At 59.4% G+C, this 14,425-nt stretch carries 15 protein-coding genes and 1 tRNA gene; 14 read left to right on the top strand and 2 right to left on the bottom strand.

Annotated features, from left to right (window positions below):
* Positions 1 to 304: 304 nt before the first annotated feature.
* Positions 305 to 389 (bottom strand) — tRNA-Leu (locus WH299_RS11875).
* A gap of 108 nt (positions 390 to 497) precedes the next feature.
* Between WH299_RS11875 and queA the strand changes: the two genes are divergently transcribed.
* From queA to WH299_RS11845, 6 genes are all read left to right on the top strand, one after another.
* Positions 498 to 1,562 (top strand): tRNA preQ1(34) S-adenosylmethionine ribosyltransferase-isomerase QueA, encoded by a 1,065-nt coding sequence (queA, locus tag WH299_RS11870; RefSeq protein ID WP_122728727.1) that lies wholly within the window; start codon positions 498 to 500, stop codon positions 1,560 to 1,562.
* Positions 1,563 to 1,567: 5 nt separating this feature from the next.
* Positions 1,568 to 2,683, top strand: a complete 1,116-nt coding sequence (gene tgt / locus WH299_RS11865; protein ID WP_003175976.1) for a tRNA guanosine(34) transglycosylase Tgt — start codon at positions 1,568 to 1,570, stop codon at positions 2,681 to 2,683.
* Positions 2,684 to 2,726: 43 nt separating this feature from the next.
* Positions 2,727 to 3,065 (top strand): preprotein translocase subunit YajC, encoded by a 339-nt coding sequence (yajC, locus tag WH299_RS11860; RefSeq protein WP_003175975.1) that lies wholly within the window; start codon positions 2,727 to 2,729, stop codon positions 3,063 to 3,065.
* A 62-nt stretch (positions 3,066 to 3,127) separates the two neighbouring features.
* The gene (gene secD, locus WH299_RS11855) at positions 3,128 to 4,996 is read left to right on the top strand and encodes a protein translocase subunit SecD (RefSeq protein ID WP_122728723.1); all 1,869 of its coding nucleotides are present in this window, start codon (positions 3,128 to 3,130) and stop codon (positions 4,994 to 4,996) included.
* Between the two features lie 9 nt (positions 4,997 to 5,005).
* Positions 5,006 to 5,920 carry a protein translocase subunit SecF gene (gene secF / locus WH299_RS11850; protein ID WP_028617853.1) on the top strand — a complete coding sequence of 305 codons (915 nt, stop codon included), beginning with the start codon at positions 5,006 to 5,008 and terminating at the stop codon, positions 5,918 to 5,920.
* 123 nt (positions 5,921 to 6,043) lie between these two features.
* A complete protein-coding gene (locus WH299_RS11845) occupies positions 6,044 to 6,586 on the top strand; it encodes a glycine zipper 2TM domain-containing protein (RefSeq protein WP_010207894.1) in 543 nt (180 codons plus the stop codon).
* Between the two features lie 57 nt (positions 6,587 to 6,643).
* On the opposite strand, the gene suhB is transcribed toward WH299_RS11845, so the two are convergent.
* Positions 6,644 to 7,459, bottom strand: coding sequence for a type III secretion system regulator SuhB (suhB, locus tag WH299_RS11840; RefSeq protein ID WP_003175971.1), 816 nt, complete (start codon positions 7,457 to 7,459; stop codon positions 6,644 to 6,646).
* A gap of 145 nt (positions 7,460 to 7,604) precedes the next feature.
* Between suhB and trmJ the strand changes: the two genes are divergently transcribed.
* The 8 genes from trmJ (at position 7,605) to hscA (ending at position 14,424) form a co-directional block, all read left to right on the top strand.
* Positions 7,605 to 8,375: a tRNA (cytosine(32)/uridine(32)-2'-O)-methyltransferase TrmJ gene (gene trmJ, locus WH299_RS11835; protein ID WP_025859279.1), complete on the top strand. Its 771-nt coding sequence runs from the start codon at positions 7,605 to 7,607 to the stop codon at positions 8,373 to 8,375.
* A gap of 2 nt (positions 8,376 to 8,377) precedes the next feature.
* Complete coding sequence (gene cysE / locus WH299_RS11830; protein WP_123478454.1) at positions 8,378 to 9,160, top strand: serine O-acetyltransferase; 783 nt, start codon at positions 8,378 to 8,380, stop codon at positions 9,158 to 9,160.
* A gap of 223 nt (positions 9,161 to 9,383) precedes the next feature.
* Positions 9,384 to 9,875, top strand: a complete 492-nt coding sequence (iscR, locus tag WH299_RS11825) for a Fe-S cluster assembly transcriptional regulator IscR (protein ID WP_003194020.1) — start codon at positions 9,384 to 9,386, stop codon at positions 9,873 to 9,875.
* Positions 9,876 to 9,925: 50 nt separating this feature from the next.
* The gene (locus WH299_RS11820) at positions 9,926 to 11,140 is read left to right on the top strand and encodes an IscS subfamily cysteine desulfurase (protein WP_010207898.1); all 1,215 of its coding nucleotides are present in this window, start codon (positions 9,926 to 9,928) and stop codon (positions 11,138 to 11,140) included.
* A 99-nt stretch (positions 11,141 to 11,239) separates the two neighbouring features.
* Entirely contained in the window at positions 11,240 to 11,626 is a 387-nt protein-coding gene (gene iscU / locus WH299_RS11815; RefSeq protein ID WP_010207899.1) for a Fe-S cluster assembly scaffold IscU, read from the top strand.
* Positions 11,627 to 11,654: 28 nt separating this feature from the next.
* Entirely contained in the window at positions 11,655 to 11,978 is a 324-nt protein-coding gene (iscA, locus tag WH299_RS11810; RefSeq protein ID WP_003175963.1) for an iron-sulfur cluster assembly protein IscA, read from the top strand.
* Positions 11,979 to 11,986: 8 nt separating this feature from the next.
* A complete protein-coding gene (gene hscB / locus WH299_RS11805) occupies positions 11,987 to 12,508 on the top strand; it encodes a co-chaperone HscB (RefSeq protein WP_078050105.1) in 522 nt (173 codons plus the stop codon).
* 53 nt (positions 12,509 to 12,561) lie between these two features.
* A complete protein-coding gene (hscA, locus tag WH299_RS11800) occupies positions 12,562 to 14,424 on the top strand; it encodes a Fe-S protein assembly chaperone HscA (RefSeq protein WP_339550328.1) in 1,863 nt (620 codons plus the stop codon).
* Position 14,425: the final 1 nt, after the last annotated feature.

The following is a 14,425-nucleotide window of genomic DNA, read 5'->3' as shown; positions in this document are numbered from 1 at the left end:
TCCCCAAATACTCGGAGTGATCACTTCATCGGTGCTTTCAGCGCCGCATTAATCTGGTTTTTCATACATGCTCGGTAGTGCTGGCACCCAAATGTGTTCGACGCGCTGAGCGCTCTCCAGTAGCTGCTAGAGGCTTGTGAGTGCGCGATGAATGGTAGGCAGGCATTGCGCTGACAGGGCGTGTCAGAGCGCGCCTGGAGAGGGGTTTGGAGTGGTGCACCGCTCACAAAAGAACAACTTTGCAGGTGATGCACTTTTTTACAGGCGAAAAAAAGACCTTGAATTTCAAGGTCTTTTTTTAAGATGGTGCCCCGAGGGAGACTCGAACTCCCACTCCTTTCGAAAACGGATTTTGAATCCGCCGCGTCTACCAATTCCGCCATCAGGGCTCAATGGCGGCGAAGTATAGAGATGAGATTACCGTTGGTCAATCACCTTTCATGGTCAATTTTGACTAATTCCGCTAGACTTCCCGGCCCTGCTAGACGAACTCCATCATGCGCGTTGCTGACTTTACTTTTGAACTCCCTGATTCGCTGATCGCTCGCCACCCTTTGGCCGAGCGTCGCGCCAGTCGACTGCTGACCCTGGACGGGGTGAGTGGCGTCCTCGCACACCGTCAATTCACTGATTTGCTTGAGCATTTGCGCCCTGGCGATCTGATGGTGTTCAACAACACCCGGGTGATTCCGGCGCGGCTGTTTGGCCAGAAAGCATCTGGTGGCAAGCTTGAAATTCTGGTTGAGCGAGTACTGGACAGTCATCGCGTACTGGCCCATGTGCGTTCGAGCAAGTCGCCGAAACCGGGATCCTCCATACTGATCGATGGCGGTGGCGAAGCCGAGATGGTGGCGCGTCATGATGCGCTGTTCGAACTCAAGTTTGCCGAAGAGGTATTGCCGCTGCTGGAGCGCGTCGGCCATATGCCGTTGCCTCCCTATATAGACCGCCCCGACGAAGACTCGGACCGCGAACGCTATCAGACGGTTTACTCCCAGCGCCTCGGCGCCGTTGCTGCACCGACCGCAGGCCTGCACTTCGACCAACCGCTGCTCGATGCGATTGCCGCCAAGGGCGTCGAGACCGCCTATGTGACCCTGCACGTGGGGGCCGGCACGTTTCAGCCGGTGCGTGTGGATAACATCGAAGACCATCATATGCACAGCGAGTGGTTGGAAGTCAGCCAGGAAGTGGTGGACGCTGTCGCGGCGTGCAAGGCGCGTGGCGGACGCGTAGTCGCAGTGGGCACCACCAGTGTGCGCTCGTTGGAAAGCGCGGCCCGTGATGGCGTGCTCAAGCCGTTCAGCGGCGACACCGATATCTTTATCTTCCCAGGCCGGCCATTCCATGTGGTCGATTGCTTGGTGACCAACTTCCATCTGCCCGAATCCACGCTGTTGATGCTGGTTTCGGCATTTGCCGGTTACCCGGAAACCATGGCCGCTTATCAAGCCGCCATCGCCAACGAGTACCGTTTTTTCAGCTACGGTGATGCGATGTTTATCACCCGCAATCCGGCGCCGACTGCCCCTAAAGAAGCGGGCCCAGAGGAGCAATCATGAGTCGTATGTCGTTTGAATTGCTGGCCACGGATGGTAAAGCTCGCCGCGGCCGTTTGACCTTCCCACGCGGTACCGTCGAGACCCCGGCTTTCATGCCGGTCGGCACCTACGGCACCGTCAAAGGCATGCTGCCGCGTGACATCGTCGCCACCGGCGCCGAGATCATCCTCGGCAACACCTTCCACCTGTGGCTGCGCCCGGGCACGGAAGTGATCAAGAAGCATGGCGACCTGCATGACTTCATGAAATGGCAAGGCCCGATCCTGACCGACTCGGGTGGTTTCCAGGTGTTCAGCTTGGGCGCCATGCGCAAGATCAAGGAGGAGGGCGTGACCTTCGCCTCGCCGGTGGACGGTTCCAAAGTGTTCATGGGTCCGGAAGAGTCGATGCAGGTTCAGCGTGACTTGGGCTCCGACATCGTGATGATTTTCGACGAGTGCACGCCGTACCCGGCTGACGAAGACGTCGCGCGGATCTCCATGGAGTTGTCCCTGCGTTGGGCCCAGCGTTCGAAGAATGCCCACGGCGATAACACCGCTGCGCTGTTCGGTATCGTCCAGGGCGGCATGCACGAAAGCCTGCGCAAACGCTCGCTGGAAGGCTTGGACAAAATCGGGTTTGACGGCCTGGCCATCGGCGGTTTGTCGGTGGGCGAGCCCAAGCACGAAATGATCAAGGTGCTGGATTACCTGCCGGGCCTGATGCCGGCTGACAAACCTCGTTACCTTATGGGCGTTGGCAAACCGGAAGATCTCGTAGAGGGTGTGCGCCGCGGTGTGGACATGTTCGATTGCGTGATGCCAACCCGTAATGCCCGCAATGGGCATCTGTTCATCGATACAGGCGTGCTGAAGATCCGTAACGCGTTCCATCGCCATGATGATTCGCCGCTGGATCCCACCTGTGATTGCTACACCTGCCAGAACTTCTCCCGTGCTTATCTGCACCATCTGGACAAGTGTGGGGAAATGCTGGGTAGCATGTTGAATACCATCCACAATTTGCGTCACTACCAAGTCCTGATGGCTGGTTTGCGCGAGGCTATTCAACAGGGTACATTGGCCGCCTTCGTCGATGCCTTCTATGCCAAGCGCGGGCTCCCTGTGCCGCCCTTGGACTGAGTTTTCCGACCCTAAGATTCACTATTTGCAACTGGAGTGCTAAATGAGCTTTTTTATCTCTAACGCCATGGCTGATGCCGCTGCGCCTGCTGCTGCCGGCCCTATGGGCGGTGGTTTCGAGTGGATTTTCCTGGTCGGCTTCCTGGTCATCTTCTACCTGATGATCTGGCGTCCACAGGCCAAGCGCGCCAAAGAGCAGAAAAACCTGCTGGGCAGCCTGCAGAAAGGTGACGAAGTTGTAACCACTGGCGGCATCGCCGGCAAGATCACCAAGGTTTCCGATGCTTTCGTGGTTCTGGAAGTTTCCGACACCGTAGAAATGAAGTTCCAGAAGGGCGCCATCGCCGCCACGCTGCCAAAAGGCACGCTCAAAGCGATCTGAGTAACAACCTTTACCAATCGACGGGGCGCGCAAGGCGCCCCGCGTTATAAGCGGGCGGCGTGATGCTGAACAAATACCCTCTGTGGAAATACGTACTGATCCTGGCGGTGCTGGCGATCGGTTTTATTTATTCCGCTCCCAATCTCTATCCTGATGACCCGGCGATCCAGATCACTGGCGCCAGCACTTCGCTGCAGGTCAATCAGGCCGATCTGGAACGCGCGAGCAAAGCGCTCGTTGACGCGGGTATCCAGGTCAAGGCAGCAACGTTGGCAGCTGATGCGAAGGGCGGCTTGCTGCGCCTGACCAAGGCAGAAGACCAATTGCCGGCCAAAGATGTCGTGCGCAAGGCCATGGGTGACGACTATGTTGTCGCGCTCAACCTGGCGCAGACCACGCCAACCTGGCTGCGCAAGATTGGCGCGCACCCGATGAAGCTGGGTCTGGACTTGTCCGGTGGCGTGCACTTCCTGCTGGAAGTCGACATGGACAAAGCCCTCGACGCTCGACTGAAGGTCTACGAAGGCGACGTGAAGAGCCTGCTGCGTAAAGAGCGCCTGCGTTATCGCAGCCTGCCGCAGCTCAACGGTGCCATCCAGCTGGGCTTCTCTGACGAAGCTTCCCGCGAACAGGCCCGTGCACTGATCCGCAAGAACTTCAACGATTTCGACATCGTACCGGCCGACCTCAACGGTCAACCTGTACTGCGTCTGGCGATGACCCCGGCCAAGCTGGCGGAAATCCGTGAATACTCCATCAAGCAGAACTTGACCACGGTACGTAACCGCGTCAACGAACTGGGTGTGGCTGAGCCAATCGTTCAGCGCCAGGGTGCCAACCGTATCGTGGTTGAACTGCCGGGCGTACAGGACACCGCTGAAGCCAAGCGTATCCTGGGTAAAACCGCCAACCTGGAATTCCGTCTGGCGGCTGAGCCGGGTGCTACTCGCGCCACTTCCGAAGAGTTCGAGTTCCGCGAAGGCAACCGTCCTCCTGCGTTGATCGAGCGTGGCTTGATCATCACCGGTGACCAGGTGACTGACGCCAAGGCTGGTTTTGGCGAGCATGGCACCCCTGAAGTGAACATCCGTCTGGATGGCCATGGCGGCGAACTGATGAGCCGCGCCACGCGCAGCAACGTCGGTCGCAGCATGGCGGTGATCTTCATCGAGCAACGCCCGGTGACCACCTATACCAAGCAGATGGTCAACGGCGTCGAGAAAGACGTGCCGGTTCAGACCTTCAAGGAAGAGAAGAAGATCATCAGCCTGGCGACCATCCAGTCGCCACTGGGTGCTCAGTTCCGTATCACTGGCTTGAACGGCCAGGGCGAATCCTCGGAACTGGCCCTGCTGCTGCGTGCCGGTGGCCTGGCTGCCCCAATGTACTTCGCTGAAGAACGTACCATCGGCCCGAGCCTGGGTGCCGACAACATCACCAAGGGTATCGACGCGGCCTTGTGGGGCATGCTATTCGTGTCCCTGTTCATCATCGCCATCTACCGCTTCTTCGGTGTTATCGCCACCGTGGCCCTGGCGGGCAACATGGTCATGCTGCTGGCCCTGATGTCGCTGCTGGGCGCTACGCTGACCTTGCCAGGTATCGCCGGTATCGTACTCACCATGGGTATGGCGGTAGATGCCAACGTACTGATCTTCTCGCGGATTCGTGAAGAGATCGCCAATGGCATGACCGTACAGCGTGCAATCAACGAAGGCTTCGGCCGGGCATTTACCGCGATTCTCGACTCCAACCTGACCACATTGTTGGTGGGTGGGATTCTCTTCGCCATGGGTACCGGCCCGGTCAAGGGCTTTGCGGTGACCATGTCCCTCGGTATCTTTACCTCGATGTTCACGGCCATCATGGTGACCCGCGCAATGGTCAACCTGATCTATGGCGGGCGTGACTTCAAGAAGTTGTGGATTTAAGGGGCTGCCATGTTACGTACAATCAACTTCATGGGCGTTCGCAACGTTGCGTTCGGCGTCACCGTGCTCCTTACCGTTCTGGCGTTGTTCAGCTGGTTCCATAAGGGCCTGAACTACGGTCTGGACTTTACCGGCGGTACGCTCATCGAGCTGACCTACGAGAAACCGGCCGATGTGACCCTGGTGCGCAACGAGCTGGTCAAGGCCGGCTATCACGAAGCCATCGTGCAGAGCTTTGGTGCCACCACCGACCTGCTGGTGCGTATGCCTGGCGAAGACCCGCAACTGGGTCACCAGGTGGCCGAGGCCTTGCAGAAGGTCGGCGGCGACAACCCTGCGTCGGTCAAGCGTGTCGAGTTCGTGGGTCCGCAGGTCGGTGAAGAACTGCGCGACCAGGGCGGCCTCGGCATGCTGATGGCGCTGGTCGGCATCATGATCTACCTGGCGTTCCGCTTTCAGTGGAAGTTCGGTGTCGGCGCCATTGTGTCGCTGATCCATGACGTGATCGTCACCGTGGGTATCCTGGCGTACTTCCAGATCACGTTCGACCTGACCGTACTGGCCGCTGTATTGGCGATCATTGGTTACTCCCTCAACGACACCATCGTGGTATTCGACCGGGTTCGTGAGAACTTCCGTGTACTGCGCAAGGCGTCGCTGATCGAAAACATCAACGTCTCGACCACCCAGACCCTGCTGCGGACCATGGCGACGTCGATCTCCACTTTGCTGGCGATCGCTGCGCTGATGATCTTCGGTGGCGACAACCTGTGGGGCTTCTCCTTGGCGCTGTTCATCGGCGTTCTGGCGGGCACCTACTCGTCGATCTACATCGCCAACGTGGTGCTGATCTGGCTGAACCTCAACAGCGAAGACCTGATCCCTCCGGCCAGCACTGGCAAGGAGGTTGACGACCGTCCTTGATGGGCGTTTGTTGATCGGCTGTGACAAGAAAGGCGCGAGTATTGAACTCGCGCCTTTTTTTTTGCTCCAAGGCTGGGTATAGCGCGGACGTTTCGGTCCGCTTGTGATGGTCAGGAGGTTCACGTGAACAAGTCGTTGCTGGTTGGTGCGGTATTGGGTGCTGTCGGTGTGACTGCCGGGGGTGCTGTTGCCACCTACAGCCTGGTAAAAAGCGGCCCTGAGTATGCGCAAGTGCTGGCGGTGCAGCCGGTTAAAACCCAGATAAAAACTCCCCGTGAGGTCTGCAAGGACGTCACCGTGACCCGGCAGCGTCCGGTGCAGGATCAGCATCAAATCGCCGGTACGGTCGTAGGCGCCCTGGCGGGTGGTTTGCTGGGCAACCAGATCGGTGGTGGTAATGGCAAGAAGCTGGCGACTGTAGCCGGCGCGGTGGGCGGCGGTTACGCCGGTAACAAGGTTCAGGAAGGCATGCAGAACCGCGATACCTACACCACCACGCAAACCCGTTGTAACACCGTCAACGACATCAGCGACAAGGTGGTCGGGTACGACGTGCGTTACAACCTGGATGGCAAGGAAGGTTCCGTGCGTATGGAGCGTGACCCTGGCAGCCAGATTCCAGTCGACAAAGAGGGTCGCCTGATCCTGGGTCAGAACCAGCAGTAACCGGTTCTACAGGCATAAAAAAAGCACCCCTTGGGGTGCTTTTTTGTGCTCGCTCGCTTAGCGCTTCAGCGATGCAGGCAGGTGCGGCTGGATGGCCGTCAGTACTGCCTTGAAGCATTTGGTGTTGCCGGCAACGACGTGGCCTTTCTCAAGGAAATCGTGACCGCCCGTGAAGTCGCTCACCAAGCCGCCTGCTTCCTGGATCAGCAGGGCGCCTGCAGCCATGTCCCACTCGGACAGGCCCGACTCCCAGAACGCATCGAAACGACCAGCAGCCACATAAGCCAGGTCCAGGCTCGCTGCGCCGGCGCGACGAATGCCAGCGGTCTGGCCAACCAGGGCGCGGAACATGCCCAGGTAGTTTTCCAGGTTGTCCATCTGGTCGTCACGGAACGGGAAGCCGGTACCCAGCAGGGCGCCGTCCAGGCTGGTGCGACCGCTGACACGCAGGCGGCGACCGTTCAGCTGGGCGCCACGGCCACGGCTGGCGGTGAATTCTTCCTGGCGCACTGGGTCCAGGACAACGGCGTGTTCCAGGCGACCGCGGTATTTGCACGCGATGCTCACGGCAAAGTGCGGGATGCCGCGCAGGAAGTTGGTGGTGCCATCCAGTGGGTCGATGATCCACAGATAGTCTTCGCCTTCGCCGCTGCCTTTGTGCAAGCCGGTTTCTTCACCGAGGATGCCGTGGGTAGGGTAGGCCTTGCGCAGGGCATCGATGATTTTCTGTTCGGCGGCGCGATCCACCTCGGATACATAATCCTTGGCGTCTTTTTCGTCGACCTTGATGGTATCCAGGCGCTCGATGGAGCGGAAGATCAATTCACTGGCGCTGCGGGCGGCGCGCAGCGCGATATTCAGCATGGGCTGCATGGATGTGTCACCTAAGGTTGTTAAAGAAAGCCGAGCATTCTAGCAGAAACTTTCTTCAGGTGAAGGACGACGTTAGCTTTCATGGCATAACCTTAGGCTGTTCTGTAAGATTTGCTCCCCTTTCCCGTGTCCGAGAGCGCCTCCCTTGCTGCAAAACATTCGTGTCGTCTTGGTCAATACCAGTCATCCCGGCAACATCGGCGGGGTGGCGCGAGCCATGAAAAACATGGGGCTGACGCGCCTGGTGCTGGTCGAACCGCGTGTGTTCCCGCACCACGAGGCTGATGCCCGTGCGTCCGGCGCCAATGACATCCTGGAAAAAGCCCAGGTTGTCGCCACCTTGGAAGACGCCTTGGTCGGCTGCAACCTGGTGCTCGGCACCAGTGCCCGCGACCGTCGCATCCCTTGGCCGCTGCTGGATCCGCGTGAATGCGGCACCAAAGTGGTCGAAGAAGCCGCCGGCGGCGCTGAAATCGCCTTGGTCTTTGGTCGTGAGGACTCCGGCCTGACCAATGAAGAGCTGCAGCGATGTCATTACCATGTGCACATCCCATCGGACCCTGAGTTCAGCTCGCTGAACCTCGGGGCGGCGGTGCAGGTGTTGACCTACGAAGTGCGCATGGCCTGGCTGGCCGCTGCGGGTCAGCCGAGCAAGGTAGAGAAGGAAGAGGTCGCGTCGACCAAAAGTGGCGAGTTGGCCACCATGGACGAACTGGAGCGGTTCTATGAACACCTGGAGCAAACCCTGGTGGCCATCGAATTCCTCGATCCGGAAAAACCACGGCATTTGATGGCACGCCTGCGTCGCCTTTACGGACGCAGCTCGGTCAGCCGGGCAGAAATGAACATATTGCGTGGCATTCTCACGGAAACCCAGAAAGCGGCCCGTGGCGAGCTTCTTAAGCGGAAGGATTAAAAATGTTCGAGCGTTTGCGAGAAGATATCCAGAGTGTTTTCCACCGTGACCCGGCGGCGCGCAACGCCTTTGAAGTGCTGACCTGCTACCCGGGCATGCATGCCATCTGGATTCACCGCCTGTCCGGTGCCCTGTGGGGTATGGGTTGGAAATGGCTGGCGCGGTTGGTGTCGAACTTCGGGCGGTGGATGACTGGGATCGAGATTCATCCCGGTGCCAAGGTGGGTCGTCGTTTTTTCATCGACCATGGCATGGGCATCGTGATTGGCGAGACTGCCGAGATCGGCGATGACGTGACCCTTTATCAGGGTGTGACCTTGGGCGGGACCAGTTGGAACAAGGGCAAGCGCCACCCAACTCTGGGTGATGGTGTGGTGGTAGGTGCGGGCGCGAAAGTGCTCGGCCCGTTCACTGTCGGCGCGGGCGCCAAGGTCGGCTCCAATGCGGTGGTGACCAAGGCTGTGCCGCCAGGTGCAACCGTTGTAGGTATTCCTGGCCGAATCATCGTCAAGCCGGAAGTCGGCGACGAGCAGGAAGCCAAGCGCAAGGCCATGGCTGAGAAGATCGGCTTCGATGCCTATGGCGTCAGCGAAGACATGCCTGACCCGGTGGCGCGAGCCATTGGCCAGTTGCTGGATCACCTGCAAGCGGTGGACGGCAAGCTGGATGGCATGTGCGGTGCGCTGAAGGACCTGGGCAGTCCGTACTGTGCGAAGGATCTGCCTGAGCTGCGCGAAGAAGACTTCGCCGAGATCAAGGATGAAGCTGCGTCCAAGGCCGGTTGAGGCCTTTCTGTGGGAGGGGCAAGCCCCCTCCCACATTTTGATCTCCGTTGATCCAGCGATCTCCATCCGCCCCTGTTCTCGCTGTTCGTCCTCGCCCCATCCTGCTATGATTCGCGCGCCCTTTTTACGGGTAATCCTGACTAAAGTACTAGGTCTTATAGTTGACTTAAATACTCGGGAATCGCATACTTGCCCACATTCTGAAACACCTTGGTAATTGTCCATGAGACTGACTACAAAAGGCCGATACGCGGTAACTGCCATGCTCGACCTGGCTTTGCACGCGCAAACTGGGCCCGTGTCCCTGGCCGATATCTCCGAGCGCCAAGGCATTTCCCTGTCCTATCTCGAGCAACTGTTTGCCAAGTTGCGCCGTAGCAACCTGGTTTCCAGTGTCCGCGGCCCAGGCGGCGGCTATCAGTTGTCCCGCGACATGCAGGGTATCCAGGTGGCTCAGGTGATCGACGCGGTCAACGAGTCCGTCGACGCCACTAAATGCCAGGGCCTGGGTGACTGCCACGCCGGCGACACCTGCCTGACACACCACCTGTGGTGTGACTTGAGCCTGCAGATCCATGAGTTTTTGAGTGGTATCAGCTTGGCTGATCTTGTGACTCGCCGTGAGGTGCAAGAAGTAGCCCAGCGTCAGGACCAGCGCCGTTGCAACACCAAGGCGCCGCGTCTGGACAAGATCGAAGCGTCCGCCGTCGAGTGACAGCCGAAGAGCTAACGGCACGCCAGCCAGCCTGATTTAGGAGAAAGTCCATGAAATTGCCGATTTACCTTGATTACTCAGCGACCACCCCGGTTGATCCGCGTGTCGCGCAAAAGATGAGCGAATGCCTCCTGGTTGACGGAAACTTCGGCAACCCGGCCTCCCGTTCCCACGTATTCGGTTGGAAAGCCGAGGAAGCGGTCGAGAACGCTCGTCGCCAAGTCGCTGACCTGGTCAACGCCGACCCACGGGAAATCGTCTGGACCTCCGGTGCTACCGAGTCTGACAACCTGGCAATCAAGGGCGCGGCGCATTTCTATGCGACCAAGGGCAAGCACCTGATCACCACCAAGATTGAGCACAAGGCTGTCCTCGACACCATGCGCCAACTGGAGCGTGAAGGTTTCGAGGTCACCTACCTCGAGCCAACCACCGACGGTATTGTCACCCCGGCCATGATCGAAGCGGCCCTGCGTGAAGACACCATCCTGGTTTCCGTGATCCACGTGAACAACGAAATCGGCACCATTAACGACATCGCGGCCATCGGCGAGCTGACCCGCTCGAAGGGCATCCTGCTGCACGTCGACGCTGCTCAGTCTACTGGCAAGGTCGACATCGACCTGTCGAAACTGAAAGTCGACCTGATGTCGTTCTCTGCCCACAAGACCTACGGCCCTAAAGGCATCGGCGCCCTGTACGTGAGCCGCAAGCCTCGCGTGCGCATCGAAGCCACCATGCACGGCGGCGGTCACGAGCGCGGCATGCGTTCGGGCACACTGGCAACCCACCAGATCGTCGGCATGGGCGAAGCCTTCCGTGTAGCCAAGGAAGACATGGCTGCCGAAAACGTGCGCATCAAGGCCCTGAGCGACCGCTTCTACAAGCAGGTCGAGAACCTTGAAGAGCTGTACATCAACGGCAGCATGACCGCCCGAGTACCGCACAACCTGAATTTGAGTTTCAACTACGTCGAAGGCGAGTCGCTGATCATGGCGCTCAAGGATCTGGCAGTTTCGTCCGGTTCGGCCTGCACCTCGGCGTCCCTTGAGCCTTCGTACGTACTGCGCGCCCTGGGCCGCAACGACGAACTGGCGCATAGCTCGATCCGCTTTACGTTCGGCCGCTTCACCACCGAAGAGCAAGTCGACTACGCCGCGCAGAAAGTCTGCGAAGCCGTCAACAAGCTGCGCGTTCTGTCGCCGCTGTGGGACATGTACAAAGACGGTGTTGATATTTCCAAGATCGAGTGGGCGGCACACTAACTATAGAAGCCGCCACCCCAGCTCTGTAGGAACGTGGCGGAAAACGCAGGCGTTTCTACAGGGTTCCAGAGCGGCCCTGATGAGTGAGGATTCAGTACCATGGCTTACAGCGAAAAGGTCATCGACCACTACGAAAACCCGCGTAACGTCGGCAAGATGGACGCGGAAGACCCTGATGTCGGCACCGGCATGGTCGGCGCCCCGGCGTGCGGCGATGTGATGCGCCTGCAGATCAAGGTCAACGACAATGGCGTTATCGAAGACGCCAAGTTCAAGACCTACGGCTGCGGTTCGGCCATCGCCTCCAGCTCCCTGGCGACCGAATGGATGAAAGGCAAGACCCTGGATGAGGCTGTCACCATCAGCAACACCCAGCTGGCCGAAGAACTGGCCCTGCCGCCGGTGAAAATCCACTGCTCGGTACTCGCAGAAGACGCCATCAAGGCGGCCGTTCGCGACTACAAGCAGAAGAAAGGCTTGATCTAAGCATTTGGCGACGAGTAAGGAGTCAACGATGGCTATCAGCATGACAGAAGCGGCTGCACAGCACATTCGCCGCTCCCTGAATGGGCGCGGTAAAGGTGAGGGGATTCGTCTGGGTGTTCGCACCACAGGCTGCTCCGGCCTTGCCTACGTGCTGGAGTTTGTCGACGAGGTGGTTGCGGAAGACCAGGTGTTCGAAAGTCACGGCGAGAAAGTGATCATCGACCCTAAAAGCCTGACCTACCTGGACGGCACCGAGCTCGATTTCGTCAAGGAAGGGTTGAACGAAGGCTTCAAGTTCAACAATCCCAACGTGCGCGGTGAATGTGGCTGCGGCGAAAGCTTCAACATCTGAGGCTATTCGTGGGTACTCCTTGTCATTTCGCTTTATTCGAGCTGCAGCCGAGCTTTCGGCTGGACCTTGAGCAGCTTGCCACGCGCTACCGAGAACTGGCGCGTGGCGTGCATCCGGACCGCTTCGCTGACGCCTCCGAGCGTGAGCAACGCCTGGCACTGGAGCAATCGGCCAGCCTCAACGAAGCCTATCAGACGCTCAAAAGCCCCCCCAAGCGCGCGCGTTACCTGCTCGCGATGAATGGGGGCGAGTTGCCGCTGGAAGTCACGGTTCACGACCCGGACTTCTTGATGCAGCAGATGCAGTGGCGCGAAGAACTCGAAGACTTGCAGGACGAGGCCGATCTGGCCGGCGTCGCAGTCTTCAAGCGTCGTCTGAAAACCGCCCAGGACGAGCTCAACGAAAGCTTCGCAGCCTGTTGGAACGATGCAGCGCAACGCGAACAGGCCGAACGCCTGATGCGGCGCATGCAGTTCCTCGACAAGCTCACCTACGAAGTGCGCCAGCTAGAAGAGCGCCTCGACGATTAACCCAGTGTGCTGCCCGTGATGCACGCCTGATAGACAGATAAGACCTGATTACCATGGCCCTACTGCAAATCGCCGAACCCGGCCAAAGTCCTCAACCGCACCAGCGTCGCCTGGCGGTCGGGATTGACCTGGGCACCACCAATTCCCTGGTTGCTGCCTTGCGCAGCGGCCTGTCCGAGCCGTTGCCCGACGCTGATGGCCAGGTGATTCTGCCGTCTGCCGTTCGCTACCACGCCGACCGCATCGAAGTCGGTGAGTCGGCCAAGCTGGCGGCGTCTACCGATCCGTTGAATACCGTGCTATCGGTCAAGCGCTTGATGGGTCGTGGTCTGTCCGACGTCAAGCAATTGGGCGACCAGTTGCCGTACCGCTTTGTTGGCGGTGAATCCCACATGCCGTTCATCGACACCATCCAGGGCCCGAAAAGTCCGGTGGAAGTGTCGGCCGATATCCTCAAGGTGCTGCGCCAGCGCGCGGAAAAAACCCTGGGCGGAGAACTGGTCGGCGCAGTGATCACTGTTCCAGCTTATTTCGATGACGCTCAGCGCCAAGCCACCAAGGACGCGGCAAAACTCGCCGGCCTGAACGTGCTGCGCTTGCTCAACGAACCGACTGCGGCGGCCGTGGCTTATGGCCTGGACCAGCACGCCGAAGGCCTTGTCGCTATTTACGACCTGGGCGGGGGTACCTTTGATATTTCGATCCTGCGCCTGACCGGCGGCGTCTTCGAAGTGCTTGCCACCGGTGGCGACAGCGCCCTGGGCGGCGATGACTTCGACCACGCCATCGCGGGCTGGATCATCAGCAGCGCTGGCTTGTCTGCCGACTTGGACCCGGGCGCGCAGCGCAACCTGCTGCAAACCGCTTGCGCGGCCAAGGAAGCGCTGACCGATGCTGCAAGCGTTGAAGTTTCCTACGGCAGCTGGTCGGCCCAGCTGACGCGCGAAGCCTTCGATGCGTTGATCGAACCGATGGTTGCCCGCAGCCTGAAAGCCTGCCGCCGCGCGGTGCGCGATTCCGGTATCGAGCTGGAAGACGTCGGCGCCGTGGTCATGGTCGGCGGCTCCACCCGTGTGCCGCGCGTGCGTGAAGCCGTCGCCGAGGCCTTCGGTCGCCAGCCGCTGACTGAAATCGACCCGGATCAAGTGGTCGCCATTGGCGCTGCGATCCAGGCCGATACGCTGGCCGGTAACAAGCGCGATGGTAGCGAACTGCTTTTGCTTGACGTGATCCCGCTGTCCCTGGGGCTGGAAACCATGGGTGGCTTGATGGAGAAGGTGATTCCACGCAACACCACCATCCCCGTCGCCCGCGCCCAGGACTTCACTACTTACAAAGATGGCCAGACGGCCATGATGATTCACGTGTTGCAAGGTGAGCGCGAGCTGATCAGCGACTGCCGCTCCCTGGCGCGCTTTGAATTGCGCGGCATTCCGGCGATGGTGGCGGGTGCGGCGAAGATTCGCGTGACCTTCCAGGTCGACGCCGACGGCTTGCTCAGCGTCGCCGCGCGTGAATTGGCCTCCGGTGTTGAAGCCAGCATCCAGGTCAAGCCGTCCTACGGCCTCACCGACGGTGAAATCGCCAAGATGCTCAAGGACTCGTTCCAATATGCCGGTGACGACAAGGTCGCCCGTGTATTGCGTGAGCAGCAAGTCGACGCCCAGCGCCTGCTCGAAGCGGTGCAGGGCGCGCTGGATGCTGACGGCGAGCGCCTGTTGGATGCCGAAGAGCGCATGGTCATTGACCTGCAAATGCAGGAACTGGCCGAACTGATGAAAGGCGACGATGGTTATGCCATCGAGCAACAGACCAAGCGCCTGTCCCAAGTGACCGATGCCTTTGCCGCCCGTCGTATGGACCAGACGGTCAAAGCCGCCCTGGCGGGACGCAACCTGAATGAAATCGAGGAATAAT

Origin of the sequence: Pseudomonas sp. MYb541 (assembly GCF_037479595.1) — a bacterium.
GTDB lineage: Bacteria > Pseudomonadota > Gammaproteobacteria > Pseudomonadales > Pseudomonadaceae > Aquipseudomonas > Aquipseudomonas canadensis.
The sequence above is the reverse complement of the archived record's forward strand: the minus strand, read 5'-3'. Positions and strand labels throughout refer to the sequence as shown.

What these genes read in the sequence shown, in the direction of transcription:
- iscA (WP_003175963.1), top strand. Translation starts at nt 11,655, where the DNA reads ATGGCTATCAGCATGACAGAAGCGGCTGCACAGCACATTCGCCGCTCC.
- iscU (WP_010207899.1), top strand. Translation starts at nt 11,240, where the DNA reads ATGGCTTACAGCGAAAAGGTCATCGACCACTACGAAAACCCGCGTAAC.
- WH299_RS11820 (WP_010207898.1), top strand. Translation starts at nt 9,926, where the DNA reads ATGAAATTGCCGATTTACCTTGATTACTCAGCGACCACCCCGGTTGAT.
- suhB (WP_003175971.1), bottom strand. Translation starts at nt 7,459, where the DNA reads ATGCAGCCCATGCTGAATATCGCGCTGCGCGCCGCCCGCAGCGCCAGT.
- secD (WP_122728723.1), top strand. Translation starts at nt 3,128, where the DNA reads ATGCTGAACAAATACCCTCTGTGGAAATACGTACTGATCCTGGCGGTG.
- iscR (WP_003194020.1), top strand. Translation starts at nt 9,384, where the DNA reads ATGAGACTGACTACAAAAGGCCGATACGCGGTAACTGCCATGCTCGAC.
- secF (WP_028617853.1), top strand. Translation starts at nt 5,006, where the DNA reads ATGTTACGTACAATCAACTTCATGGGCGTTCGCAACGTTGCGTTCGGC.
- hscA (WP_339550328.1), top strand. Translation starts at nt 12,562, where the DNA reads ATGGCCCTACTGCAAATCGCCGAACCCGGCCAAAGTCCTCAACCGCAC.
- cysE (WP_123478454.1), top strand. Translation starts at nt 8,378, where the DNA reads ATGTTCGAGCGTTTGCGAGAAGATATCCAGAGTGTTTTCCACCGTGAC.
- tgt (WP_003175976.1), top strand. Translation starts at nt 1,568, where the DNA reads ATGTCGTTTGAATTGCTGGCCACGGATGGTAAAGCTCGCCGCGGCCGT.
- queA (WP_122728727.1), top strand. Translation starts at nt 498, where the DNA reads ATGCGCGTTGCTGACTTTACTTTTGAACTCCCTGATTCGCTGATCGCT.
- yajC (WP_003175975.1), top strand. Translation starts at nt 2,727, where the DNA reads ATGAGCTTTTTTATCTCTAACGCCATGGCTGATGCCGCTGCGCCTGCT.